This window comes from Streptomyces sp. NPDC048352 (genome assembly GCF_040651895.1).
In the GTDB taxonomy this organism is placed as follows: Bacteria; Actinomycetota; Actinomycetes; order Streptomycetales; family Streptomycetaceae; genus Streptomyces.
Genome location: NZ_JBEZKZ010000006.1, coordinates 79,857 through 103,430 on the forward strand (window position 1 = coordinate 79,857; position 23,574 = coordinate 103,430).

Annotated in this window: 20 protein-coding genes; 8 read left to right on the plus strand and 12 right to left on the minus strand. The window is 72.3% G+C overall.

The features are described 5' to 3' along the window. Positions 1-15 precede the first annotated feature (15 nt). The gene (locus AB0D45_RS05555; RefSeq protein WP_361598123.1) at positions 16-372 is read right to left on the minus strand and encodes a DUF192 domain-containing protein; all 357 of its coding nucleotides are present in this window, start codon (positions 370-372) and stop codon (positions 16-18) included. Between the two features lie 113 nt (positions 373-485). Between AB0D45_RS05555 and AB0D45_RS05560 the strand changes: the two genes are divergently transcribed. Continuing rightward, positions 486-1,190 carry an A24 family peptidase gene (locus AB0D45_RS05560; protein WP_362455401.1) on the plus strand — a complete coding sequence of 235 codons (705 nt, stop codon included), beginning with the start codon at positions 486-488 and terminating at the stop codon, positions 1,188-1,190. A 131-nt stretch (positions 1,191-1,321) separates the two neighbouring features. Here AB0D45_RS05560 and mgrA read toward each other — a convergent pair whose 3' ends face one another. Further along, entirely contained in the window at positions 1,322-2,359 is a 1,038-nt protein-coding gene (mgrA, locus tag AB0D45_RS05565) for an L-glyceraldehyde 3-phosphate reductase (RefSeq protein ID WP_362455402.1), read from the minus strand. A gap of 127 nt (positions 2,360-2,486) precedes the next feature. Between mgrA and AB0D45_RS05570 the strand changes: the two genes are divergently transcribed. The 4 genes from AB0D45_RS05570 (at position 2,487) to AB0D45_RS05585 (ending at position 7,490) form a co-directional block, all read left to right on the plus strand. Continuing rightward, positions 2,487-3,248 carry an isoprenyl transferase gene (locus AB0D45_RS05570; RefSeq protein WP_125601088.1) on the plus strand — a complete coding sequence of 254 codons (762 nt, stop codon included), beginning with the start codon at positions 2,487-2,489 and terminating at the stop codon, positions 3,246-3,248. A gap of 316 nt (positions 3,249-3,564) precedes the next feature. Further along, positions 3,565-4,881: a PhoH family protein gene (locus AB0D45_RS05575; protein ID WP_361598133.1), complete on the plus strand. Its 1,317-nt coding sequence runs from the start codon at positions 3,565-3,567 to the stop codon at positions 4,879-4,881. A 395-nt stretch (positions 4,882-5,276) separates the two neighbouring features. Next, positions 5,277-6,014, plus strand: a complete 738-nt coding sequence (locus AB0D45_RS05580) for a transglycosylase SLT domain-containing protein (RefSeq protein ID WP_362455445.1) — start codon at positions 5,277-5,279, stop codon at positions 6,012-6,014. 129 nt (positions 6,015-6,143) lie between these two features. Beyond that, a complete protein-coding gene (locus AB0D45_RS05585) occupies positions 6,144-7,490 on the plus strand; it encodes an AI-2E family transporter (protein WP_362455403.1) in 1,347 nt (448 codons plus the stop codon). 75 nt (positions 7,491-7,565) lie between these two features. Here the strand turns inward: AB0D45_RS05585 and AB0D45_RS05590 are convergent, their stop codons facing one another. After that, positions 7,566-8,105: an alkyl hydroperoxide reductase gene (locus AB0D45_RS05590; RefSeq protein ID WP_361598142.1), complete on the minus strand. Its 540-nt coding sequence runs from the start codon at positions 8,103-8,105 to the stop codon at positions 7,566-7,568. Positions 8,106-8,108: 3 nt separating this feature from the next. Beyond that, positions 8,109-8,663 (minus strand): peroxiredoxin, encoded by a 555-nt coding sequence (locus tag AB0D45_RS05595; protein ID WP_361598145.1) that lies wholly within the window; start codon positions 8,661-8,663, stop codon positions 8,109-8,111. A 135-nt stretch (positions 8,664-8,798) separates the two neighbouring features. Here AB0D45_RS05595 and AB0D45_RS05600 point away from each other — a divergent pair, with 135 nt between their 5' ends. Further along, positions 8,799-9,746, plus strand: a complete 948-nt coding sequence (locus AB0D45_RS05600) for a hydrogen peroxide-inducible genes activator (RefSeq protein WP_361598148.1) — start codon at positions 8,799-8,801, stop codon at positions 9,744-9,746. A 45-nt stretch (positions 9,747-9,791) separates the two neighbouring features. Here the strand turns inward: AB0D45_RS05600 and AB0D45_RS05605 are convergent, their stop codons facing one another. From AB0D45_RS05605 to AB0D45_RS05625, 5 genes are all read right to left on the minus strand, one after another. Next, positions 9,792-12,131, minus strand: coding sequence for an FtsX-like permease family protein (locus AB0D45_RS05605; RefSeq protein ID WP_362455404.1), 2,340 nt, complete (start codon positions 12,129-12,131; stop codon positions 9,792-9,794). Continuing rightward, positions 12,128-12,814 (minus strand): ABC transporter ATP-binding protein, encoded by a 687-nt coding sequence (locus tag AB0D45_RS05610; protein WP_362455405.1) that lies wholly within the window; start codon positions 12,812-12,814, stop codon positions 12,128-12,130. The genes AB0D45_RS05605 and AB0D45_RS05610 overlap by 4 nt, the downstream gene beginning before the upstream one ends. After that, positions 12,811-13,335, minus strand: a complete 525-nt coding sequence (locus AB0D45_RS05615; RefSeq protein WP_361598157.1) for a PadR family transcriptional regulator — start codon at positions 13,333-13,335, stop codon at positions 12,811-12,813. Before AB0D45_RS05615 ends, AB0D45_RS05610 begins: the two co-directional genes overlap by 4 nt. A gap of 158 nt (positions 13,336-13,493) precedes the next feature. Next, positions 13,494-13,766 carry a hypothetical protein gene (locus AB0D45_RS05620; protein WP_361598160.1) on the minus strand — a complete coding sequence of 91 codons (273 nt, stop codon included), beginning with the start codon at positions 13,764-13,766 and terminating at the stop codon, positions 13,494-13,496. Further along, positions 13,763-14,674: an SPFH domain-containing protein gene (locus AB0D45_RS05625; protein WP_361598163.1), complete on the minus strand. Its 912-nt coding sequence runs from the start codon at positions 14,672-14,674 to the stop codon at positions 13,763-13,765. Before AB0D45_RS05625 ends, AB0D45_RS05620 begins: the two co-directional genes overlap by 4 nt. A 244-nt stretch (positions 14,675-14,918) precedes the next feature. On the opposite strand from AB0D45_RS05625, the gene AB0D45_RS05630 reads away from it, so the two are divergent. Further along, positions 14,919-17,207 carry a transglycosylase domain-containing protein gene (locus AB0D45_RS05630; protein ID WP_362455406.1) on the plus strand — a complete coding sequence of 763 codons (2,289 nt, stop codon included), beginning with the start codon at positions 14,919-14,921 and terminating at the stop codon, positions 17,205-17,207. 67 nt (positions 17,208-17,274) lie between these two features. On the opposite strand, the gene AB0D45_RS05635 is transcribed toward AB0D45_RS05630, so the two are convergent. The 3 genes from AB0D45_RS05635 to AB0D45_RS05645 all read right to left on the minus strand — a co-directional run bounded on the left by AB0D45_RS05635 (position 17,275) and on the right by AB0D45_RS05645 (position 21,900). Then, on the minus strand, positions 17,275-19,422 hold the full coding sequence (locus AB0D45_RS05635) for a SpoIIE family protein phosphatase (protein WP_362455407.1): 2,148 nt from the start codon (positions 19,420-19,422) through the stop codon (positions 17,275-17,277). A gap of 251 nt (positions 19,423-19,673) precedes the next feature. Next, positions 19,674-20,393 (minus strand): DUF402 domain-containing protein, encoded by a 720-nt coding sequence (locus tag AB0D45_RS05640; RefSeq protein WP_362455408.1) that lies wholly within the window; start codon positions 20,391-20,393, stop codon positions 19,674-19,676. A 103-nt stretch (positions 20,394-20,496) separates the two neighbouring features. Then, positions 20,497-21,900 (minus strand): class II fumarate hydratase, encoded by a 1,404-nt coding sequence (locus AB0D45_RS05645; protein WP_362455409.1) that lies wholly within the window; start codon positions 21,898-21,900, stop codon positions 20,497-20,499. A 107-nt stretch (positions 21,901-22,007) separates the two neighbouring features. Between AB0D45_RS05645 and AB0D45_RS05650 the strand changes: the two genes are divergently transcribed. Further along, positions 22,008-23,537, plus strand: coding sequence for a ricin-type beta-trefoil lectin domain protein (locus AB0D45_RS05650; RefSeq protein WP_362455410.1), 1,530 nt, complete (start codon positions 22,008-22,010; stop codon positions 23,535-23,537). Positions 23,538-23,574: the final 37 nt, after the last annotated feature.

The window sequence follows — 23,574 nt, forward strand, 5'->3', positions numbered from 1 at the left end:
CGCCCGGACGGCGCGTCACCCAGTCCGAGTCGAGACGGCCACCAGGGTCCCGACACCGAGACCCCAGCCGGCCATCGCACCGGCCGCGGCCTCCAGGACGTGCCGGGCGCGGAGGCGGGGGAGGCCGAGGCGGCCGGGCGGCATCGTGGTCAGCGCGATCACGCGCATGCGGCGGTCGAGGTAGGCCACGTCGATCGGGAACCGCATCCGGAAGGTGTGCACGCTCGCGGCCGGGGTCAGCAGCAGCGCCCCCTCGACGCCGTCGCGGCCGAGCAGGCCGCGGGTCCGGGCCCGGTAGGAGGCGGCGATCTCCAGCGGGATCGCCGACGTGCCGAAGCGGAGGGTGCCGGGGCCGTCCTGCCAGTGCGCCATGCGGCCACCCTAGGTGTCCCCGGCCCGTCCCCGGCCGTCCCCGGCCCGTCCCCGGCGCGGAAGGGGTCCACGGGCCCATCCCCGCGGGGGCGCGGCGGGCCTACCGTCGGGGGGTGGGCGTACTCGTGATCATCCTCGGCGCCGCGTACGGGGCCACCGCGGGGCTCGGGCTGCCGCGCGCCGCCTACCGGCTCTCCGTCGAGCCCGGCGAGCCCTGGCGGGCGCACTGCCCCCGGGGGCGGCCGCTGCCCGGCTGGCTGGGCGCCGCGCCCGGCTACGGACCCCGCGCGGGCCGGGTCGCCGCCGCCACCGCTGCCGTGTGCGCCGGGCTCGGCGCGGCCGTCGGGGCGCGGCCCGAGGCGGCGGTGTTCATCGCCCTGGCGCCGGCCCTGGTGCTGCTGGCCCTGGTGGACCTCGCGGTGCACCGGCTCCCCGACGTGCTGACCCTGCCCCTGGCCGCGGCCTGCGCCGCGCTGCTCGGCGCGGCCGCGCTGCTGCCGGGCGCCGCCGGGTCCTGGCGGCTCGCCCTGCTGGGCGGGCTCGCGCTCGGGGCCGCGTACCTCGTGCTGTTCCTGGTCAACCCCGCCGGGATGGGCCTCGGCGACGTCAAGCTGGCGCTGCCGCTGGGGGTCGCTCTTGGGTGGTACGGGTGGGGGGTATGGGCGGCCGGGGCGTTCCTCGGGCTGCTCTACGGGGCGCTGTACGGCCTCGCCCTCGTGCTGCGGGGCCGGGCGGGCCGCCACCAGGGCTTCGCCTTCGGCCCCTGGATGGCCGCCGGAGCCCTCACCGGAGTGCTGCTGGGCGGATTCGGAGCGTAATCATCTTGCGCCGATGCACGCAGGACGCTTTACGAAGGGTTATGGTGGAACCCCCCCCTCGGGCCGGTCCGTATCCCCCCCACGGACCGGCCCGTTTTTCGTTCCACCCGCCCCCCGGGCAAACGCGCAGGTCAGCCGCGCTGGGCCCAGAGGTTGGTGCCGGGGGTGGACACCGCGAAGGAGTCGATCTCCTTCAGCTCCTCCTCCGTCAGCGGTTCCGCGGACAGCGCGGCGAGGTTTTCCTCCAGCTGCTCCACGCTCGACGCGCCGATCAGCGCCGAGGTCATCCGGTCGTCCCGCAGCACCCAGGTCAGCGCCAGCTGGGCCAGGGACTGCCCGCGCCGGGCCGCGATGTCGTTCAGCCCGCCGAGCCGGCGGACGACGTCGTCCGACAGCAGCTCGGGGCTCAGCGACTTGCCCTGGCTGGCCCGCGAGCCCTCCGGGATCCCCCGGAGGTACTTGCCGGTCAGCATCCCCTGCGCGAGGGGCGCGAAGGAGATGCAGCCCATGCCGGCCTCCTCCAGGGTGTCCAGCAGCCCGTCCTCCTCCGTCCAGCGGTTGATCATGGAGTACGAGGGCTGGTGGATCAGCGGCCGCACGCCCATGTCCGTCAGGATCCGCGCCGCCTGCGCCGTCTGCTCGGCGGTGTACGAGGACACGCCCACGTACAGCGCCTTGCCCTGCTGGACCGCGGACGCGAGCGCGCCCATGGTCTCCTCCAGCGGGGTCTGCGGGTCGAAGCGGTGCGAGTAGAAGATGTCGACGTAGTCCACGCCCATCCGCTTCAGCGAGGCGTCGAGCGAGCCCAGCAGGTACTTGCGGCTGCCCCATTCGCCGTACGGGCCGGGGTGCATGAGGTAACCGGCCTTGGTGGACAGCACCAGCTCCTCGCGGTAGCGCGCGAAGTCCTGGGCGAAGACCTTGCCGAAGTTCAGCTCGGCGGAGCCGGGCGGCGGGCCGTAGTTGTTGGCCAGGTCGAAGTGGGTCACGCCGAGGTCGAAGGCGCGGCGCAGGATCGCCCGCTGGGACTCCAGGGACCGGTCGTCGCCGAAGTTGTGCCAGAGGCCGAGGGAGATGGCGGGGAGCTTGAGGCCACTGCGACCCGTGCGCCGGTAGTGCATGGAGTCGTAGCGCGAGGGCTCTGCCCGATAGGGATTGTTATCAGTCACGTTGTCCTTGCTATCACGGACCTGTGACGGACCGAGTTGGGTACCCGATCCCGCCGCGCAGTAATGTGGCGGACTCGGGGGAGACCGCAATTCGCACGGGGGCTTTGCACGGAGGGGCTGGAAGATCGTGAAGCTGCGCGACCTGGTGTACAGGCTCTATGCACGCCGGGTGGAAGGCCGCCTCGACCATGACGCGTCGCCCAAGCACATCGGCGTCATCCTGGACGGGAACAGGCGCTGGGCCAAGGCGTCCGGAGGTACGACGGAGCAGGGCCACCAGGCCGGCGCCGACAAGATCTCCGAGATGCTCGGCTGGTGCACCGAGACGGACGTCGAGGTCGTCACCCTGTGGATGCTCTCCACGGACAACCTGGACCGGCCGGAGGTCGAGCTCCGGCCGCTGCTCAACATCATCGAGAACACGGTCCGGGGCCTCGCCGAGGACGGCCGCTGGCGCGTCCACCACGTGGGCAACCTGGACATCCTGCCCGCGCGGACGCAGACCGTGCTGAAGGAGGCCGAACAGGCCACGCACGACGTCGACGGGATACTGGTCAACGTCGCCGTCGGCTACGGCGGCCGCCAGGAGATCGCCGACGCCGTCCGCTCGCTCCTCCTGGAGCACGCCGAGAAGGGCACCTCCTTCGAGGAGCTCGCCGAGGTCCTGGACATCGACCACATCGCGGAGCACCTCTACACCCGCGGCCAGCCCGACCCGGACCTGGTGATCCGCACCAGCGGTGAGCAGCGGCTGTCCGGATTCATGCTCTGGCAGAGCGCGCACTCCGAGTACTACTTCTGCGAGGTCTTCTGGCCGGCCTTCCGCAAGGTCGACTTCCTGCGCGCCCTGCGCGACTACGCCGCCCGCCACCGGCGGTACGGCACCTGACCGGGAGCGGCTGACACCCCCTCGGCCCCTCCCGCCCCCGCGAAAAGCCTTCACCTGGGATTCACCGAGCGTCCGTCATATGCCATGGCATGGCGGCGCTCGTTCGAGGGCATAACCCTGGCAGGTCGATGCCCGATCCACGGGTGTCGAGTCTCAGCGGACGGCACAGGGCCGTCCGCCCGGGAGGCCCTTTGCACCAGGACGCGCGTGCGGTTCGCACGGACGGATTGGAGGGCCGGAATTCGGCCCTGGCAATGGCGCCGATGACCGGTCCGGTCTTCATGGCCCGACCTCTTCCGAGGGGGTACGTCCTTCCGTGGTGACCAGCACAAAGCGCCGCCTGCCCGACAGGCGGACCTACGTCCTCGACACCAGCGTCCTGCTGGCCGACCCCAACGCGTTCTCCCGTTTCGACGAGCACGAGGTCGTGCTCCCGATCGTGGTGATCACCGAGCTGGAGGCCAAGAGGCACCATCCCGAACTCGGCTACTTCGCCCGTCAGGCCCTGCGCCTGCTCGACGACTTCCGGGTCCGGTACGGCCGCCTCGACGCCCCCATCCCGCTGGGCGACCTGGGCGGCAGCCTGCGCGTCGAGCTCAACCACTCCGACCCCGGCGTCCTGCCGGCGGGCTTCCGGCTGGGGGACAACGACTCGCGGATCCTCGCGGTCGCCCGCAACCTCCAGGCCGAGGGCTACGACGTCACGGTCGTCTCGAAGGATCTCCCGCTGCGCATCAAGGCCTCCTCCGTGGGGCTGCTCGCCGAGGAGTACCGCGCGGAGCTCGCGATCACCGACGGCGGCTGGACCGGCATGAGCGACCTGGCGCTCTCCGGGGAGCAGGTCGACCTGCTCTACTCCGAGGAGCGGCTCCACGTACCGGAGGCCGCGGAACTGCCCGTGCACACCGGGCTGGTCCTCCAGTCGGAGCGCGGCAAGGCCCTGGGCCGCGTCACGGCCGACGGCAACGTGAAGCTCGTACGGGGCGACCGCGAGGCCTTCGGGCTGCACGGCCGCAGCGCCGAGCAGCGCATCGCCCTGGACCTGCTGCTCGACCCGGAGATCGGGATCATCTCGATGGGCGGCCGGGCCGGCACCGGCAAGTCGGCGCTGGCGCTGTGCGCGGGCCTGGAGGCGGTGCTGGAGCGGAGGCAGCACCAGAAGGTCATGGTCTTCCGGCCGCTGTACGCGGTGGGCGGCCAGGACCTCGGCTACCTGCCCGGGGACGCGGCCGAGAAGATGAGCCCCTGGGCGCAGGCCGTCTTCGACACCCTGTCGGCGGTCGCCGGGCGCGAGGTCATCGAGGAGGTGCTGGGGCGCGGGATGCTGGAGGTCCTGCCGCTCACGCACATCCGCGGCCGGTCGCTGCACGACGCGTTCGTCATCGTGGACGAGGCCCAGTCCCTGGAGCGCAACGTCCTGCTGACCGTTCTGTCCCGGATCGGGGCCAATTCCCGGGTGGTCCTGACCCATGACGTGGCCCAGCGGGACAATCTGCGGGTCGGCCGGTACGACGGAGTGGTCGCCGTCGTTGAGAAGCTGAAGGGGCATCCGCTCTTCGCCCACATCACGCTGACCCGGTCCGAGCGCTCCCCGATCGCCGCCCTCGTGACGGAGATGCTGGAGAACCTCTAGCCGAGAACGGGGTAAAACCCCCATAGCGGGCCGGTGAGTTGACGCCGCCCGGCAAAGGCGCAGGAGCCTAGCCGGGCGGCGTCCCGCTGCACAGGCCTTTGCCGAAAACAGCGGCGTCATGGCAGGTGTGACCTTTCCCACGCAACGCGGAATTGCCCTGCGGCGTCGAGGTCCGGCAGAGTCTGTTTTCCGTCAGGCCCCGCATACGGCACAGGTGTATCTCCCGTTGGGATACGCGCAGTACCACAACTCCACAGCCGACGTCCGTATGCCGCCCGGAACACGCGGCAGCCCCCGCAAGGGAGTTGCCCACGGGCCCGCGTCTCCAGTGACCTCATCACCCCGGAGACCAGTGTCGAGGGGGCACTCTTGCGACCGCGCGGTCACTGCGGACGCTGCTGGAAGGACACCGTGTGAGCCGGATCTCGGTCCGGGGGTTCGCAGTGGCTTCGGCCACCGCGGTCACCACCGTCGGCGCAGTCGTCGGCGTCGCCACTGGCGATGCCGCCTCGAACGATCTCGAGACGACCGCGTCCGGCGCGACTCTCCTCACTGACATCCCGGTCGGCGAGCAGGCCCAGGTCCAGAGCGCCACCCTGGCGCAGCAGGCCGACAGCATCGCCCACGCCGCCGACGCCGACGCCAAGCGCTCGGCGGAGGAGGCCGCCCGCCTCCAGGCCGCCGAGGACGCCAAGTCCAAGAAGGCGGAGGCCGAGAAGGCGGAGCAGGCGAAGAAGGCGGAAGCCGACGCCAAGCTCAAGGAAGAGCGCGAGGAGAAGGGCGAGGTCGCCAGCCGGTCCGCCACGCGCGACGCCGGCGACTTCGCCGTCCAGGGCTCCTACACGGTCGCCCAGGTCAAGGCCATCGCCCAGCAGTTGGTCCCGGCGGGCCAGTTCCAGTGCTTCTCGAACATCATCAACCAGGAATCGACCTGGAACTACAAGGCCGTGAACTCCTCCTCGGGAGCCTACGGTCTGGTCCAGGCGCTCCCCGGTTCGAAGATGGCCTCGGCCGGCGCCGACTGGCGCACCAACCCGGCCACCCAGATCAAGTGGGGCCTGGGCTACATGAACGAGCGCTACGGCAGCCCGTGCAGCGCCTGGAGCTTCCACCAGGCCAACGGCTGGTACTAGAGCCCCGCGTAGAGCCCCCTCGTAGGGCCCGCGTACAACCTCGGGGAACCCCACACCGTACGACGGTGTGGGGTTCCGCGCGTGTACGGTCGTGCGAGGTGTCACCGCTGGGCGGGGGAAGGGAACGACATGGCGAAGAGGGCAGGCTGGCTCGGCCGGCTCGGCAGCAGACTGAGCCGGATGGAGGCTCGCCTGCACGAACGGCGGGCCGAGGTCGAGGCGGAGGACGCCGGTGAACCGCCGCTGCCCGCCTCCGTGGTGGCCGCGCCAGCGCCCGGAGCCGAGGAGGCGGCCGGGCACCGCGCGGTGCTCCCGGCGCCCGCGCGGCCCGACCCGGTGACCGTCATCCCGTGGGGGGTGCGGGTCGCCGCCGAGGCCAGCTGGCGGCTGCTGCTGCTCGCCGGGATGGTCTGGGTGCTGATGAAGGTGATCAGCGAAGTCCGCCTGGTCGTCCTCGCCTTCGCCGCGGCCCTGCTCGTCACCGCGCTGCTCCAGCCGTTCGTGGTGCGGCTGCGCAGGCTCGGCCTGCCGCGCGGGCTGGCCACCGCCGTCACGGCGATCCTCGGGTTCGTCGTCATCGGACTGGTCGGCTGGTTCGTGGTCTGGCAGGTCATGGAGAACCTCGACGACCTCTCCAACCGGCTCCGCGAGGGCATCAACGAGCTGAAGAGCTGGGCACTGGACAGTCCGTTCCACGTGACCGAGAAGCAGATCAACGACATCGCGAAGAACCTCAGCGAGACCATCGGCACCAACACCGAGGAGATCACCTCCGCCGGACTCCAGGGCGTGACGGTGCTCGTCGAGGTGCTGACGGGCATGCTCCTCGCGATGTTCTCGACGCTCTTCCTGCTCTACGACGGCAAGCGCATCTGGACCTGGGTGCTCGGCCTGGTCCCGGCCGCCGCCCGCCCCGGCGTCGCGGGCGCCGGTCCGCGTGCCTGGCGCACGCTGACCGCGTACGTGCGCGGCACGGTCCTCGTCGCGCTGATCGACGCCGTCTTCATCGGTCTCGGGCTGTACTTCCTCGACGTGACGATGGCCGTGCCGCTGGCCGTGTTCATCTTCCTGTTCGCCTTCATCCCGCTCGTCGGCGCCGTCATCTCCGGGGCGCTCGCCGTGGTCGTGGCGCTGGTGACGCAGGGGCCCGTCATCGCCCTGGCGGTGCTGGGCGTGGTACTGGCGGTCCAGCAGATCGAGGGGCACGTGCTCCAGCCCTTCATCCTCGGCCGGGCCGTACGGGTCCACCCGCTCGCGGTGGTGCTCGCGGTGGCGGCCGGCGGGATGATCGCGGGCATCGGCGGAGCGGTGGTCGCGGTGCCCCTGGTGGCCGTCACCAACACCGTGGTCGTCTACCTGCGGGCCTATTCGCGCGAGCGGAACCACGCGGCCGGCGCCGCGAGCGGCCCGGGGCCGCACGGAGCCACTGCGGTACGGGCTGCCGCGCTGGAGGCCGGGGACGATCAGCGAGCCTGAGCCTACGACCGTGCCCCCGCCGCCCGGAAGGGCTGCGGGGGCACGGTGGCGCGTACGGGAGGACCCGTACGGGTGCTACTCGGCGGCCAGGGCCGCTTCGGCGTCGAGGGTGACGGCGACGGCCTGGATCACCGAGGCGATCTTGAAGGCCTCCTGGACCGTCTCGCGGCCGACGCCCGCCTTGCGCAGGACCTGCTCGTGCGAGTCCAGGCACTGGCCGCAGCCGTTGATCGCGGAGACCGCGAGGGACCAGAGCTCGAAGTCGACCTTCTCCACGCCCGGGTTGCCGATGACGTTCATCCGCAGGCCCGCGCGCAGCGTGCCGTACTCCGGGTCGGAGAGCAGGTGGCGCGTGCGGTAGAAGACGTTGTTCATCGCCATGACCGCCGCGGCGGACTTGGCGGCGGTGTACGCCTCCGGGGACAGCGCGGCCTTGGCCTCGGGCTCCAGCTCACGCAGGACGCGCGGGGAGCGGGCGGCGATCGCGCAGGACAGGACGGTGCCCCACAGCTGCTGCTGGGTCAGGGTGTCCTGATTGCCGATGACCGAACCGAGGTTGAGCTTCAGGTCCTTGGCGAAGTCCGGTATGGCCGACTTGAGGGAGTCGAGGGACATCCGTCACTCACCGGCCAGCAGGGCGCCGGCGTCGAGGGTGCTCTCGCCCTTGTTCCAGTTGCACGGGCACAGCTCGTCGGTCTGCAGGGCGTCGAGGACCCGCAGGACCTCCTTGGGGTTGCGGCCCACGGAACCGGCGGTCACCATGGCGAACTGGATCTCGTTGTTCGGGTCGACGATGAAGACCGCGCGCTTGGCGAAGCCGTCCTCGCCCTCGACGCCGCAGGCCTGCATCAGCTCGTGCTTGACGTCGGCCAGCATCGGGAAGGGCAGGTCACGCAGGTCGGCGTGGTCCTTGCGCCAGGCGTGGTGGACGTACTCCGAGTCGCCCGAGACGCCGAGGACCTGCGCGTCGCGGTCCGCGAACTCGTCGTTCAGCTTGCCGAACGCGGCGATCTCGGTCGGGCAGACGAAGGTGAAGTCGGCAGGCCAGAAAAACACCACGCGCCACTTGCCCTCGTAGGCCTTGTGGTCGATCTGCGCGAACTGCTTGTCGGCCTCCAGGGAGACGCAGGCGGTCAGATCGTAGGTGGGGAACTTGTCACCGACAGTGAGCACACTCACTCCTTGCGGAATGGAAAGTGACCCTTTTGGGGGCTTTCCGAGAGGGTTGGACGGATCTCACATGCTGGCACAGCTGCATTGATTGCGGAAATAGCTAGTCTTGTGTCGGGTGATCGGAGGTACCTATCAGTGGCTGTGAGTAGTAGAGGACCGAAGCAGCCGACGCTGGCGCAGCTGCGCGCCTTCGCGGCGGTCGCGGAGCACCTGCACTTCCGCGACGCCGCCGCGGCGATCGGCATGAGCCAGCCCGCTCTCTCCGGTGCCGTCTCGGCGCTGGAGGAGGCACTCGGGGTGCGGCTGCTGGAACGCACCACCCGCAAGGTGCTGCTCTCCCCGGCGGGGGAGCGGATCGCGGTGCGGGCGCGGGGCGTGCTGGACGCGCTGGGCGGGCTGCTGGAGGAGGCCGACTCGGTACGGGCCCCCTTCACCGGGGTGCTGCGGCTCGGGGTGATCCCGACCGTGGCCCCGTACCTGCTGCCGACCGTGCTCGGGCTGTTCCACCGCAGCTATCCCGGGATGGACCTCCAGGTGCACGAGGAGCAGACGGCCTCGCTGCTGGAGGGACTGGCCGGCGGGCGGCTGGACCTGCTGCTCCTCGCGGTGCCGCTGGGCGTGCCCGGCGTCACCGAACTGCCGCTCTTCGACGAGGACTTCGTCCTGCTGGCCCCGCGCGAGCACCCGCTGGCCGGGCGGCGCGACATTCCGCGCGAGGAACTGCGCGGGCTCCAGCTCCTGTTGCTTGACGAGGGGCACTGCCTGCGCGACCAGGCCCTGGACATCTGCCGGGAGGCCGGGCGCGGCGCCGGAGCGGACGTGACCACCACGGCGGCGGGGCTCTCCACGCTCGTCCAGCTCGTCGCCGGGGGGCTCGGGGTGACCCTGCTGCCGCGTACCGCGCTGCGGCTGGAGACGGCCCGCAACGAGCACCTGGCGACCGGGTACTTCGCCGAGCCGGCCCCCTCGCGGCGGATCGCGCTGGCCATGCGGACCGGCACGGCCCGCCAGGAGGAGTTCCGGGCCGTCGCGGGCGCCCTGCGCGAGGCGGTGCGCCCGCTCCCGGTGTGGCCCACCGACTGAGGCCGTGCGCCGCTGCCGGGGCTGCCCCGCTGCCCCGCTGCCCCGCTACTCCGTGCGCAGCCCGTCCGGGCGCATCAGCCGCAGCAGCGCCGGCAGGGACAGCAGGGTGACCGCCGCCACCACGCCCGCGCCGGCGCCGGTGAGCGCGAGGACCGAGCCCCAGTCGACGCGGAAGGGGACGCGTGCCATCCGGGTCAGGACCCCGCCCAGGGTGATGCCGACGGCCGCCGCCAGGACGAGGCCGAGGCCGACGGGCAGGGCCGACTGCCACAGCACCGACAGGCTCAGCGTCGAGCGCTTGGTGCCGAAGGCGACCAGCGCCGAGAGGAGCTTGCGGCGTTCGCGCAGCTGCTCCAGCTGGGAGACCAGCAGGCTGGTGCCGATCAGGACCAGCACCCCGGTCGCGCCGAAGAACAGCCCGGTGCGGATGCCCGTGTAGTGGGGGTCCTGCCGGGTGGAGCGCAGGGTCATCGCCGTGTCGAAGGGGTTCGCCTTGAAGGCGGCCGTCCGGACCCGCTCCAGCGCGTCCGGGTCGGCATCGTCGACCTGGACGAAGACCTGCGCGGACCTGGCGCGGGCCAGGCCCTGCGGGGCGGCGGCGGGGGTGGCGAGCAGGCCGGTGCGGAAGCCTCCCGCGGGGTCCTCGCGCGCCGGGACCGTGCGGGCGTCCGCCGGGACGGCCCACTCGACCGTCTTGCCGCCCGCTTCGGCGGACTGCTGCGGGGAGACCGAGACGTCACCGGCGAAGAGCCGGTCACCGGGCTTGACGGCGAAGCCGAGGGGGCCGCCGGACAGGACGAAGGCGTCCCCGTCCCGGCAGGCGCCGATCTCGGCGACCTCGGCGAGCGCCTCGCAGGTGCCGACGGTCAACGGCACCGACTCCGGACTGGGCACTTGCGCCGCGGTGTTGACGTGCTCCAGCGCCACCGTCCGCACCACGCCCGGGGTCGCGGCGATCCGCTGGGCGAGCGCCTCCATGCCGGACTCCCTGCCGCTGTGCAGCATGACCGCCACCGACGCCCGGGACGGATCCTGCCCGGTCTCCTCGGTGAAGTCGCCCTCCGTACTGGTGAAGAACATCTGCAGCGCGATGGCCCCGGCGACCGCCACCGCGATGCCGTTGACCAGGCGGACGGCGGGGCCGTTGGAGGCCTGGAGGCGGCGAACGGCCAGCTGCCAGGAGACGGGACCGCCGCCCAGCCGTGCGACGAAACGTTCCAGCAGCCAGGGGAGCAGCGCCGTGATCCCCACCAGCAGCAGCGCCACGCCCGCGGTGACCTGCCACTGGCTGAAGCGGCCGTGGTCGTTGCCCCGGCCCGCCAGCGGCGCGAGCAGGCCGAGCCCGCCCAGGGGCGGCAGCAGCCGCCACCAGACGCGGCGGCGGCCCTGCGCGGCCGTGCGCAGGACACCCAGCGGCTCGATGACGACCCCGCGCAGCGTGAACAGGGTGACGCCGACCGCCGCGAGGGGCACGGCCAGGGCCACCAGCGCCGCCAGCCCCGGCGAGGGGTCGAGGTCGGCCGGGAAGACGCTGCGCTGGTTGAAGGAGAACGAGCCGACCAGCCGGCGCCCGATCAGGAAGAACCCGGAGCCGAGGACCAGCCCGGCCACCGCCCCGGCCAGCGCCTCGCCGGCCGCGATCCGGCGGACCGTCCGGGCGTCGGCCCCGACCAGGCGCAGCGCGGCCAGCCGCAGGTCGCGCCGCTCCCCGCCGGAGCGGACGGCGGCGGCGATGAACACGGCGACCGGCATCAGCAGCGCCACGAAGGTCAGCACGGCCATCAGCATGAGCACCGGGCTGAGCGGCCCGCTCTCCAGGGCGTCGGCGAAGCCGGTGACGCGTTTGACGCGGTACTCGCCCGGCCCGGGGAGCGGGAGGCTGTCGGCGCCCTGGTAGAAGGCGAGTTCGGCCGGACCGGTCAGCCCGGCGTCGCCGATGACCGCACTGATCCGCCCGTCGAGGCGTTCGCGCAGCAGCGCGCCGCCGGGGGAGCGCAGCAACTCGTCCAGGGCGGGGGAGACGGCCAGCTCGCCGGCTGCGGGGAACGCCTTCAGGCCCGGCGGCAGCGGGGCTTCGGAGCCCTCCGGCCTCAGCAGCCGGCCCTCGATGTCCTGGCCGCGGAAGGTCATGTTCGCGTTGCCGACCAGCAGGGTGTTCCGGCCCGGCGCCGCCGCCTCGGGAGCCGACACGGTGGAGCGGGCGTCGGCGCGCTCGTCCCGGGCGCGGAGCGCGCCGGGGACCGCCGTACTGATCAGCAGCAGCGCCACTCCGAGGCCGACGCCGACGCCGGTGAACAGGGTGCGCAACCAGCCCTCGCGCCCGCCGCCGAGGGCGAACCGGGCGCCCATCGCGAGGTCCCGGGCCCAGGCCCGCGCCGTGCTCATACGATCCGCTCCATGTCGCGGGACCGGCCGTCGCGTACGACGATCTCGCGGTCGGAGTACGCGGCGACGCGCGTCTCGTGCGTGACGAGGACGACGGCGGCGTTCGCGGACCGCGCGGCCTCGGTGAGCAGCTGCATCACCAGCTCGCCGTTGAGGGAGTCCAGGGCGCCCGTGGGCTCGTCCGCGAAGATCACCCGGGGGCCGGTGACCAGGGCCCGCGCCACGGCCACGCGCTGGCCCTGGCCGCCGCTGACCTCGCCGGGGCGCTTGGCGGCGAGGTCCTCGACCTGGAGCCGCTCCATCCAGTGCAGGGCGGTCCGCTCGGCCTCCTTGCGCCTGGTCCCGGCCAGGCGCAGCGGCAGGGCCGCGTTCTCCACGCAGGTCAGCTCGGGGACGAGCTGGCCGAACTGGAAGACGAAGCCGAAGTCGCCGCGGCGCAGGGCGCTGCGCTCGGCGTCGTTCATCGCGGACAGCTCGCGGCCGGCGTAGGTGACGGTGCCGGAGTCCGGTCGGACGATCCCGGCGAGGCAGTGCAGCAGCGTCGACTTGCCGGAGCCGGAGGGCCCCATGAGGGCGACGACCTCGCCGGGGTGGATGGAGAACCCGGCCCCGTCCAGGGCCTTGGTGGGTCCGTACGCCTTGCACAGGTCCGTGGCGGTGAGCAGGGATCCGGCCGGGGTCATCGGCGTACCTCCCGGGCGAGTTGGTCCAGTCGGGCGGCGGTCAGTTCGAGCCAGCGGACGTCGGCCTCCAGGTGGAACAGGGCATGGTCGCAGACCAGCTGGTCGGCGATGTCCCCCTTGCGCTTGCGCTGGGTCAGGATGCGCATCAGGCGCAGGTGCTCGGCGCGCTGGGTGTCCAGCAGTTCGTCGGCGCTGCGGTGGGTGAGCAGGGCCAGGACCACCTTGGTGTACAGGGTGGACTGGAGGTAGGGCTCGGGCTTCTCGGGCTGGGAGAGCCAGTGCTCGACGTCGGTGATGCCGGCGCTGGTGATGGCGTAGCGCTTGCGGTCGGGGCCGCCGCCGCTCTCGATCCCCTCGACCTCGACGAGGCCGTTCTTCAGGAGGCGGGACATGGTCGAGTAGACCTGCCCGTAGGCGAGGGGGCGGTCGTGGCCGAAGGTCTCGTCGAAGGCGCGCTTGAGGTCGTAGCCGTGGCGCGGGCCGGCCTCCAGGAGGCCGAGCAGGGTGTGACCGATGGACATGGGCGCGACTATACACGGGGTGTATACGCACGGTGTATAGCTGCCCGAGGTGCGGATTCGCGCGACCGGTCACGCCGAAGGCCCGCCGGCGGGGCGCCGGCGGGCCTTCGGGTGCGGGTGGGGGCGTACGGAGTGGCGCGCGCCGCGCGCCGTCCGGCTCAGGAGTCGGGGGAGTTGCGGGGGCGGCCGCGCGGGGGGATCGGGGCGGCGCCCCCGGGGAGGCGGCCCGACTCGGACAGGGCCCTGCGGAGCAGGAACTCGATCTGCGCGTTCGCGCTGCGCAGCTCCTCGCCGGCCCAGCGCGCGAGGGCCTCGTACACCTGGGGGTCCAGCCGCAGGAGGACCTGCTTACGCGCCTGCCGCCCGGCCCGGGCGGCCCCCGGCTCGCCCGGGTCCTGGCCGCCGGGGCGCGCTCCGCCGGAGGGGGTCACTGGTAGAGGGTGCCCGTGTTGATGACCGGCGTGGCCGCGCGGTCGCCGCAGAGCACCACCATCAGGTTCGAGACCATGGAGGCCTTGCGCTCCGGGTCCAGGTCCACGATGTCCTCCTCGGCCAGCCGGGTCAGGGCGAGTTCGACCATGCCCACCGCACCCTCCACGATCTGCTTGCGGGCCGCCACGACGGCGCCCGCCTGCTGGCGCTGGAGCATCGCGGAGGCGATCTCCGGAGCGTACGCGAGATGCGTGAAGCGGGACTCGATGATCCGCACGCCCGCCGCCTCGACCCGGGTCGCCAGCTCGGCCGCGAGCTTCTCGGTGATCTCCTCGGCGTTGCCGCGCAGCGAGAGGCCGCCCTCCTCGTGGGAGTCGTAGGGGTACTCGATGGCGATGTGGCGCACCGCCGCCTCGGTCTGCGTCTCGACGAACTCGGTGAAGTCCTCGACCTCGAAGACGGCCCGCGCCGTGTCCGAGACCCTCCACACCACGACCGCCGCCAGCTCGATGGGGTTGCCGTAGGCGTCGTTGACCTTCAGGACGGCCGTCTCGTGGTTGCGGACCCGGGTGGAGATCTTCTCGCGCGAGGTCAGCGGGTTGACCCAGCGCAGCCCGTCCGTGCGCACCGTGCCCCGGTAGCGGCCGAACAGCTGGACCACCCTGGCCTCGCCCGGGGCCACGGTGTTCAGCCCGGTCATGGCGAAGAGCGCGCCGAGGGCCAGCAGGGCGCCCAGCGGGATCAGGACCGCCCTGGCGGCCGTCGCGTCCGCCGCCGCGGCGAGGGCGAGCAGGCCCGCACCGGCGGCGACCCCCGCCAGCCCGCCGAGCAGGGCGGGCCCGCCGCCGACGCTGCGGGCCGTGAACTCCCGTACCTCGCCGGACCGTGTGTCAGCTGCGACTGTCATGGATTCCCCCTGTTTGGCCCGTTGTGTCCGGCCGTCGTCGACCGCGGCGCCCTATCAAAGTGATATCACTTTTTGCGGTCACCGCAACCCTTCCGGCATCGTGAGCGTCGGTTCCATCGGAGTGGGTGCTGATTCTCACGTCCGATTTGACCGGTATTGATCAGGGTTGATCAACCTTTGTCACAGCCTGCGGTGTTAGTTTTCTGAGCTGACGTCGGGGGGGTAATCGAGCGGAGCGGGAGCGATGGGCCGAGCAGATGCGCGACGGGCGCAGCAGCAACGCGGTGCGCGGAAAGCGCCGAGCGGGCGCGCCGGCGGGCGCGCGGGCAAGGCGACCGGGAAGCGCAGCGGCATACGCCGCTTCCTCAACTGGAAGACGATCCTGGGGACTTTCCTCGGCGGACTCCTCCTCATGGTCGTCGCCGCCGTCGCCCTCTACTTCTCCGTGGACGAGCCGAGCGACCCGAACAAGACCGCGACGCTCCAGAGCAACACCTACAAGTACGCCGACGGCTCGATCATGGCCCGCACCGGCGACATGAACCGCGAGATCGTCACGATCGACAAGATCCCCGAGGACGTCCGCACCGCGTTCATCGCCATCGAGAACAAGACCTTCTACCAGGACCGCGGCGTCGACGTCATGGGCGTGGCCCGGGGCCTGGTCAACACGGTCCGCGGCAAGGGCACGGCCGGCGGTTCGACGATCACCCAGCAGTACGTCAAGAACTACTACCTGACCCAGGACCAGTCGCCGACGCGCAAGCTGCGGGAGCTGATCATCTCCCTCAAGGTCGACCAGCGCATGGAGAAGCCCGACATCCTGGCCGGCTACCTGAACACCAACTTCTACGGCCGCAACGCGTACGGCATCCAGGCCGCCGCCCAGGCCTACTACGGAGTCGACTCCGAGAAGCTGACCCTGGAGCAGGGCGCCTACCTCGCCGCCGTCATCCAGGCACCCAGCCAGTACGACTGGGCGACCGCCGGCCCCAACGGCAAGCGGCTGGTCATGATCCGCTTCAACGCCGTCCTCGACAACATGGTCGAGATGGGCAAGCTGGACAAGGCCAAGCGCCAGACCCTGAAGTTCCAGGAGCCGATCAAGCCCAAGCCGCGTCCGGGCATGGACGGGCAGAAGGGCTACCTGATCCAGGCCGCCGAGGTCGAGATGAACCGGCAGGGCATCAAGGACTCCGAGATAGCCGCCGGCGGCTGGACGATCACCCTCGCCATCGACAAGAAGAAGCAGGCCGCCCTGGAGAAGGCCGTCCAGGACGAGCTGGAGTCCAAGCTGGAGCGCAAGAACACCAAGGACCGGCCCCAGGACCAGAGCGTCCAGGCCGGCGCCACCTCCGTGGACGCCAAGACCGGCTACATCGTCGCGATGTACGGCGGCGTGGGCCTGACCGAGAAGTCGGCGAGCAACGCCCTGCGCACCGACTACCAGCCGGGCTCCACCTTCAAGCCGATCGTGCTGGCCTCCGCCCTGGAGAACGGTGCGAAGACCCAGGACGGCCGTCCGATCAACCCGAACACCCTCTACGACGGCACCAGCAAGCGCCCCGTGGTCGGCAGCGACACCCCGTTCGCCCCGGAGAACCAGGACGACATCAACTACGGCGACCCGATGGTCACCATCCAGGAGGCCACCAACTCCTCGGTGAACTCGGTCTACGCCCAGCTGATCGTGGACGCCAAGCCGGCGAACGTGAAGAAGACGGCGCTCTCCCTCGGCATGGTCGACCGTGAGGGCTGGCTCGCGGACAGGCCCGCCATGTCGCTCGGCACGATGAGCGCCAACACCGTGGAGATGGCCGCCGTCTACGCCACGCTCGACAGCCACGGCAAGAAGGTCACCCCGACCATCATCAAGAAGGCCGAGCACAAGGACGGCGAGTTCAAGCCCGTCACCCCCATCGGTTCCCAGGTCCTCACCAGCACCACCGCCGACACCGTCACCAAGGTCCTCACCGGCGTCGTCGAGGACGGCTCCGGCAAGGCCGTGCGCAGCTCCGCCTACGAGGCCGCGGGCAAGACCGGCACCACCGAGAAGAACGTGGCCGCCTGGTTCACCGGCTACACCCCGGAACTGGTCACCGTCGTCGCCATGTTCGGCGAGGACCCCAACACCCACAACCAGGTCACCCTGACCGGTACCGCGGGCAAGGGCCGCGCGGGCGGCTCCAGCTTCCCCGCGCAGATCTGGCAGGCGTACACGACGGCCGCGCTGAAGGGCCAGACCACGGGCCAGTTCGACCTGTCGGACGCCAAGATGGGCACCCCGCCGCCCGCGCGCTCCGCCAGCCCGTCGGCCACCCCCAGCGGCACCGTCTCCCCGTCGCCGACGACCTCCGGCGCCCGCCCGTCCGGCACCCCGGACCCGTCGGGCAGCTCCGGCAAGCCGGACCCGACCTCGTCCACCAAGGACCCGACGCCGCCGACGAAGAAGCCGACGCCGCCGACGAAGGACCCGACCCCGACGAAGGACCCCACCCCGCCGATACTGCTGCCGAACCCGCAGCAGCGCTAGGCACCGAACGGCCCGCGGCCCCGCAGCGAAGACGCTGCGGGGCCGCGGCCGTACCGGTCGTCCGGGGTCAGCGCCGCTCGTGCGGCCCCGGCAGCGGCAGCTCGAACCAGACCACCTTGCCGCTGCTCAGCCGGGTCGCACCCCAGCGCCGGGCCAGCCGGTTGACCAGGAACAGGCCGCGCCCGCCCTCGTCGGTCTCCCGGGCCCTGCGCTGGCGCGGCAGCTGCGGGGAGTCGTCCCCGACCTCGCAGCGCAGCACGTCCGTGCGCAGCAGGCGCAGCGTCACCGGCCGCTCCGCGTACCGGACGGCGTTGGTGACGACCTCGCTGACCAGCAGCTCCAGCGAGTCGCTCAGCTCCTCCAGGCCCCACCGGGTCAGCGCCCGCCGGGCGAACCGGCGGGCCCGGCCCGGAGCGGTCTCCTCCGGGTCCAGGAACCAGTACGCCACGTCGCTGGGCGCGATCCCCTCGAAGCGGGCCGCCAGCAGCGCGATGTCGTCGTCCCGGTCTCCCGGGCCCAGCATGTCCAGCACGTCGTCGCAGAGGGCCTCCAGCGGCGGCGGGTGGTCCAGCCCGGTCAGCTGCGCGGTGGCGGCGAGCCGCTCCCGCAGCTGTTCGATGCCGGTCCACACGTCCCGCAGCCGGGACTCCACCAGCCCGTCCGTGTACAGCAGCAGCGTGGCCCCGGCCGGGGCGTCCAGCTCCACGGCCTCGAAGTCCACACCGCCGACCCCGATGGGGGCGCCCGGCGGTACGCGCAGCACCTCGGCGCGGCCGCCCAGGTGCAGCAGCACCGGCGGCGGATGGCCGGCGTTGGCGATGGTGATGCGGTGCGAGACGGGGTCGTAGACCGCGTACAGGCAGGTGGCCATGCGGTCGGAGCCCAGGCGCTGCGCCTGCTCGTCCAGGTGGTGCAGCACCTCCGCCGGCGGCAGGTCCAGCTGGGCCAGGGTCTGGGCGGTGGTGCGCAGCTGGCCCATGATCGCCGCCGAGGTCATGGAGTGGCCCATGACGTCACCGACCACCAGCGCCACCCGGCTGCCCGGCAGCGGTATGGCGTCGTACCAGTCGCCGCCCACCCGGGCCGTCTCGGCGGCGGGCAGGTAGCGGGAGGCCAGGCGGACCCCGGTGGGCTGGGGCAGGCCGTCGGGCAGCATGGTGCGCTGGAGCTCGTCGGCGATGTAGGCCTCGCGGCCGTAGAGCACGGCCTTGTCGATGCCGAGCGCGGTGTGCGTGGCCAGCTGCGCGGCGACGAGCAGGTCGTTCTGCTCGAAGGCGTCCCGGTCCGGGGTGCGCAGGAACACCGCCGCGCCGATCACGCGGCGGCGGCCCCGCAGCGGGGCCAGGATGGCCCGCTGGCCGCGCGGCACCGGATGGTCGGCGCCCAGCAGCTCTGGCAGCGCGTCCTTGGCCCCGGCGGCCGACCCGAACACCGGCCGTACGCCGCGCAGCACCTCGGCGAGGGCCCCGCCGGGCCGGATCTCGCACAGCTCGGCCGCGGGCAGGTCGCCCTGCGGCCCGACCAGCGGCAGCTGGCTGAAGTCGAGCTCGCCGGGGCCCCCCGCGGCCCCGGCGCCCTCGGCGGCGTCGGTGAGGTCGTCGATCGGCCGGAGCCGGTCGGTGCGGCGCAGCCTTAAGACGACCGGGCCGACGGGCCGCTCGTCGCCGACGGGCAGCGGGTCGCGCAGGTAGACCAGGATGGCGTCGGAGAAGGTCGGCACGGTCGCCCGGCACAGGCCGAGCACGATCTCGTCGAGGTCGATGCCGCGCGCGATCCGGCGCGTCGCGGCGCCGACGAAGCGCAGCCGGTCGCCCTCGCGGCGGGCCACGCCGACCTCACCCGGGCCGTGGCCCGGCCCGGAACCGGAGCCCGCGCCGGCCGCGCCGACACCGGTGCCCGGAGCCGCGTCCACCACCGCCCGTACGGCGGCCTCGGCGCCGGACGGCCCGGCCGGGACCCCGTCGGTCTGCGGCCCGCGCCGGCCCGCGTTGCGGGCGGCCTCGCCGTCGCGGCTGCGCGCGGCCGCCGGGCCGGTGTCCGCCGGGCCGTGCCCGGAGCCCTCGCCGGTGGTGCCGCGCGGGCGCGGGAAGTCGGCATGCGTGCGTACGGCCTCGGCGGCCGCGATGGGGGCCTTGCCGTGGCCGAGCTCGTCCGTACCCCCGCCGGAGGCGACGGCGGGCTGCGGGCCCTCCTGGGAGGTGGGGTACTCCGTCACGCGTGGAATTCCGTCCGTTTGCGCTCGATGTGCGCTGCACTCAACTCGGTCAGTCGCGGTATACCCGCTCAGCGGCGGGGGCACCACCACCCCCGGGTACCGCGTCCCGCTCGTTACCTTTCGCTCGCGTCGACCTCCGGTCAAGTCCCGGTCGCCGCAGGTCATTTACGGATACGGGACCGCGGAGACCCCCCGCGTACGACCGGCGGAGGACGATCCTACGTTTGAACCCCGGGGGCGCATCAAGGGTCTCATGAGGTCATATGCGCCGGGGTGCGGTCCCAGTCCTCGGGCAAAACCGGAACTCCCCAGGCCGGATCGGGCCTCCAGTCCTGCCAGCCGTCGCAGAACGGAGCCCCCCAGGCCTTCACGACGTCCACCGCCGCGCGCCCCGCGTCCCGCACCCGCTGCGCCTGGTGCCGGTCCAGCAGCCCGATCCGCTGCGCCTGCGCGAACTCGTCCTCGTCCAGCCACTTCCAGCTGCGGTCGGGGTAGACGGCGATGTCGAGGAAGTGGTCCACGGAGTCCACCCCGCCGGCCCACCGGGTGCGCGGCTCCTCGAGGTTGACGTACCAGTTCCTGAGCCGCCAGTCGCCGTCCCAGAACAGCCAGACCGACCACGGCTGCCCGGGGCGGGCCAGTTTCAGCACGCCCCCGCCGAACCAGTGCGACCGTACGGTGGTCCGCGGCGCGGTGTACCGGGTGGCGAGCGGCTCGCGGTGCACCGGAGTGCCGTCCGCCAGCACCGGCTTGACGCACTCGGTGCCGGGAGCCATCCACACCGCGAGCAGCTCGTCCGTGTCCTGCACCACCGTCACGGGGCGGGCGATGTGGATGCGGCCCCGGAGCCCCGGGGCGTGGTCGCGGTAGCGCCAGAGGATCCGGTCCCCGGGCGCCCAGTGCGCCTCCCGCGTCCCACCCCGTGCGGCGGGCCGCGCCGCGCCGCCCCCGGGGCTGTAGGTACCTGTCATGCGCAGATCTTAGGGCGGAGGCCCCGCCGGATGCTGCGGTGCAGGTCACGGAGGGGGCCGAGGGTCGTAAACGACTGGATTCGGCCCCTGTCCGGAACGGCTTTCAGGGGCGGGTCATCCGCAGGACGTCGAGCGCCTCGTCCAGCTGAGCGAGGGTCAGGTCGCCCCGGTCGACGTATCCGGACTCCAGGACGACCTCCCTGATCGTCTTCCGCTCGGCGAGCGCCCGCTTGGCCACCTTGGCCGCCTCCTCGTACCCGATGTACCGGTTGAGCGGGGTCACCACCGAGGGCGAGGATTCGGCGTACTCCCTGGCCCGCTCGGAGTTGGCGGTGATCCCGTCCACGGTGCGGTCGGCCAGCAGGCGGCTCCCGTTGCCGAGCAGCCGGATCGATTCGAGCAGGTTCCGGGCCATCACCGGCAGCATCACGTTGAGCTCGAAGTTGCCGGCGGCGCCCGCCACGGCGACCGTCGCGTCGTTCCCCATCACCTGTGCGGCGATCATCAGAACGGCCTCCGGGACGACCGGATTGACCTTTCCCGGCATGATCGAGGACCCCGGCTGGAGATCCGGCAGATTGATTTCGGCCAATCCGGTGCGCGGGCCCGAGGCCATCCAGCGCAGATCGTTGCAGATCTTGGTGAGCGAGACGGCGATCGTACGGAGCACCCCCGAGGTCTCCACCAGCGCGTCCCGGGCCCCCTGCGCCTCGAAGTGGTCGCGCGCCTCGGTCAGCGGCAGACCCGTGGCGGCGGCCACCTCGGCGATCACGGCCGCCGAGAACCCGGGCGGCGTGTTGATGCCGGTGCCCACCGCCGTCCCGCCCAGCGGCAGCTCGGCCAGCCTCGGCAGGGCCGAGCGCAGCCGCTCGACGCCGTAGCGGACCTGGGCGGCGTACCCGCCGAACTCCTGGCCCAGGGTGACCGGGGTGGCGTCCATGAGGTGCGTGCGCCCGGCCTTGACCACCTCGGCGAACTCCTCCGCCTTGCGCTCCAGCGCGGCGGCGAGGTGCTCCAGGGCGGGGACCAGCTCGCGGGAGACGGCGGCGGTGGCGGCGATGTGGATCGACGAGGGGAAGACGTCGTTGGAGCTCTGCGAGGCGTTGACGTGGTCGTTGGGGTGGACCTCGCGCCCGAGCCGCTCGGTGGCCAGGGTGGCGATCACCTCGTTGGCGTTCATGTTGGACGAGGTCCCCGACCCGGTCTGGAAGACGTCGACGGGGAAGTGCTCGTCCCAGCGCCCGTCGGCGACCTCGGCGGCGGCGGACCGGATCGCCTGGGCGAGGTCCCCGTCCACCACGCCGAGCTTGGCGTTGACCAGGGCAGCCGCGGACTTGATCCGGGCGAGCGCCTCGATGTGGGCGCGCTCGATGCGCTGCCCGGAGAGCGGGAAGTTCTCCACCGCGCGCTGGGTCTGGGCACGCCACTTGGCGTGCGCGGGCACCCGTACCTCGCCCATGGAGTCGTGCTCGGTGCGGTACTCCTGCGGCTGCTGATCGTCGGTCATGTGCGTAGCCTCCTCAAAAAGTTGAGCAATTGTCTTGTTCGAACTGTTCCCATCTCCCCTACCGGCCAGTAAATACCGGGGGTAACACCGACATCGGGGAGGCGTTCATGGCACGTGCGCGTACGAAACCCAGGCTCAGATCTACCTTCGCCGCCGTCGCGGCGTTCGCGGCCGCCCTCGGGGGAGTCGCGGCCGTCACCCCCACGGCCCACGCGGCCCCCGCCGCGTCCGGCTCGATCACCCCCCTGCCGCCGGAGCTGGAGGCCGTCCGCGCCGCCGAGGCGACCAGGATCTACGGGGACCCGGCCATCAGGCCCCTCGCCGACCGCAAGACCGGCCTCATCTCGCTCGGCGACAGCGAGATCTCCGGCGAGGGCACCGGCAACTACGACCCCGCCACCAACACCTCGGCCAACCAGTGCCACCGCTCGCCGGACGCGGCCATCCACCGCACCGGAATCGCCGCCGACCTCACCTTCAACGTCGCCTGCTCCGGCGGCTACACGGGCAACATCCGCATCGGCGGCAGCAAGCAGTACGCCGACGAACTGGTGCAGAGCGACAGCCTCGCCGTCAAGGCCCGCAACACGAGGATCAAGATGGTGGTGCTGGTCGCCGGCGCCAACGACGACCTCCAGTTCGGCCCGGTCATGACCGACTGCGTCACCCGCTGGGTGCTCAGCCAGGGCACCTGCGAGCCCAAGTACGGCCCCGGCTGGCAGGCGCGCGTCGACGGCCTGAAGCCCAAGGTCGAGGCGACCGTCGCCGACCTCAAGACGGTCATGCGCGACGCCGGCTACGCCGACTCCGACTACAAGCTCGTCGTGATGGGCTACCCCAGCCCCATCGGCCCCGACTTCTACGACAACCCGAACTTCCCCGGCAAGCTCCCCGGGGGCTGCGCCGGCTACGACTCCGACGCCGCCTGGGGCCGCAACCAGGCCGTACCCGCCTTCGAGAAGGGCATGCGCGCGGCGGCCCTCGCCTCCGGCGCGCTCTACCTGGACAACTCGCGGCTCTTCCACGGCCACGAGGTCTGCATGGAGGACGCCTGGGCCCGCGGCCTCTACCTCGACCTCGGCGACCACTTCCCCTGGGACGAGAACACCGCCCGCCAGTCCTTCCACCCCAACTACCGCGGCCACGGCGCCTTCGCGTCCTGTCTGACCCAGCTCTACGCCTCCGGCCTGCGCGAGGCCTCCTGCGCCGACCCTGCGAGCACCGGCACGCCCGTCCTCCAGGCCGGGGCCTGGGACTCCCTCTACAAGCCCCTGAAGAACGAGGCCACCGGCAACTGCCTCGACTCCTTCGGCGGCTCCAGCGCCAACGACACCAAGGTGGTGGGCTGGGACTGCCACGGCGGCCGCAACCAGGGCTGGTGGTACGACGCCTCCCGCAAGGCCGTCCGCACCGAGCTCACCCACGACCGCTGCCTGGACGTCCCGGGCGCCGACTACCGCGCCGGCACCGGGCTGATCCTCTACGACTGCCACGGCGGCGCCAACCAGCAGTTCGTCCGCGACGGCGCCACCCTGCGCCCCGCCTCCGCCCCCGGCACGTGCCTGACGGTCTCCGCCGCCCACGAGCAGCTGCGCCTGCAGCCCTGCAACGGCTCGGCGGCCCAGCGCTTCGCGTAGCCCCGCAGCCCCCTCACCGCCACCGGACCCCCCACAC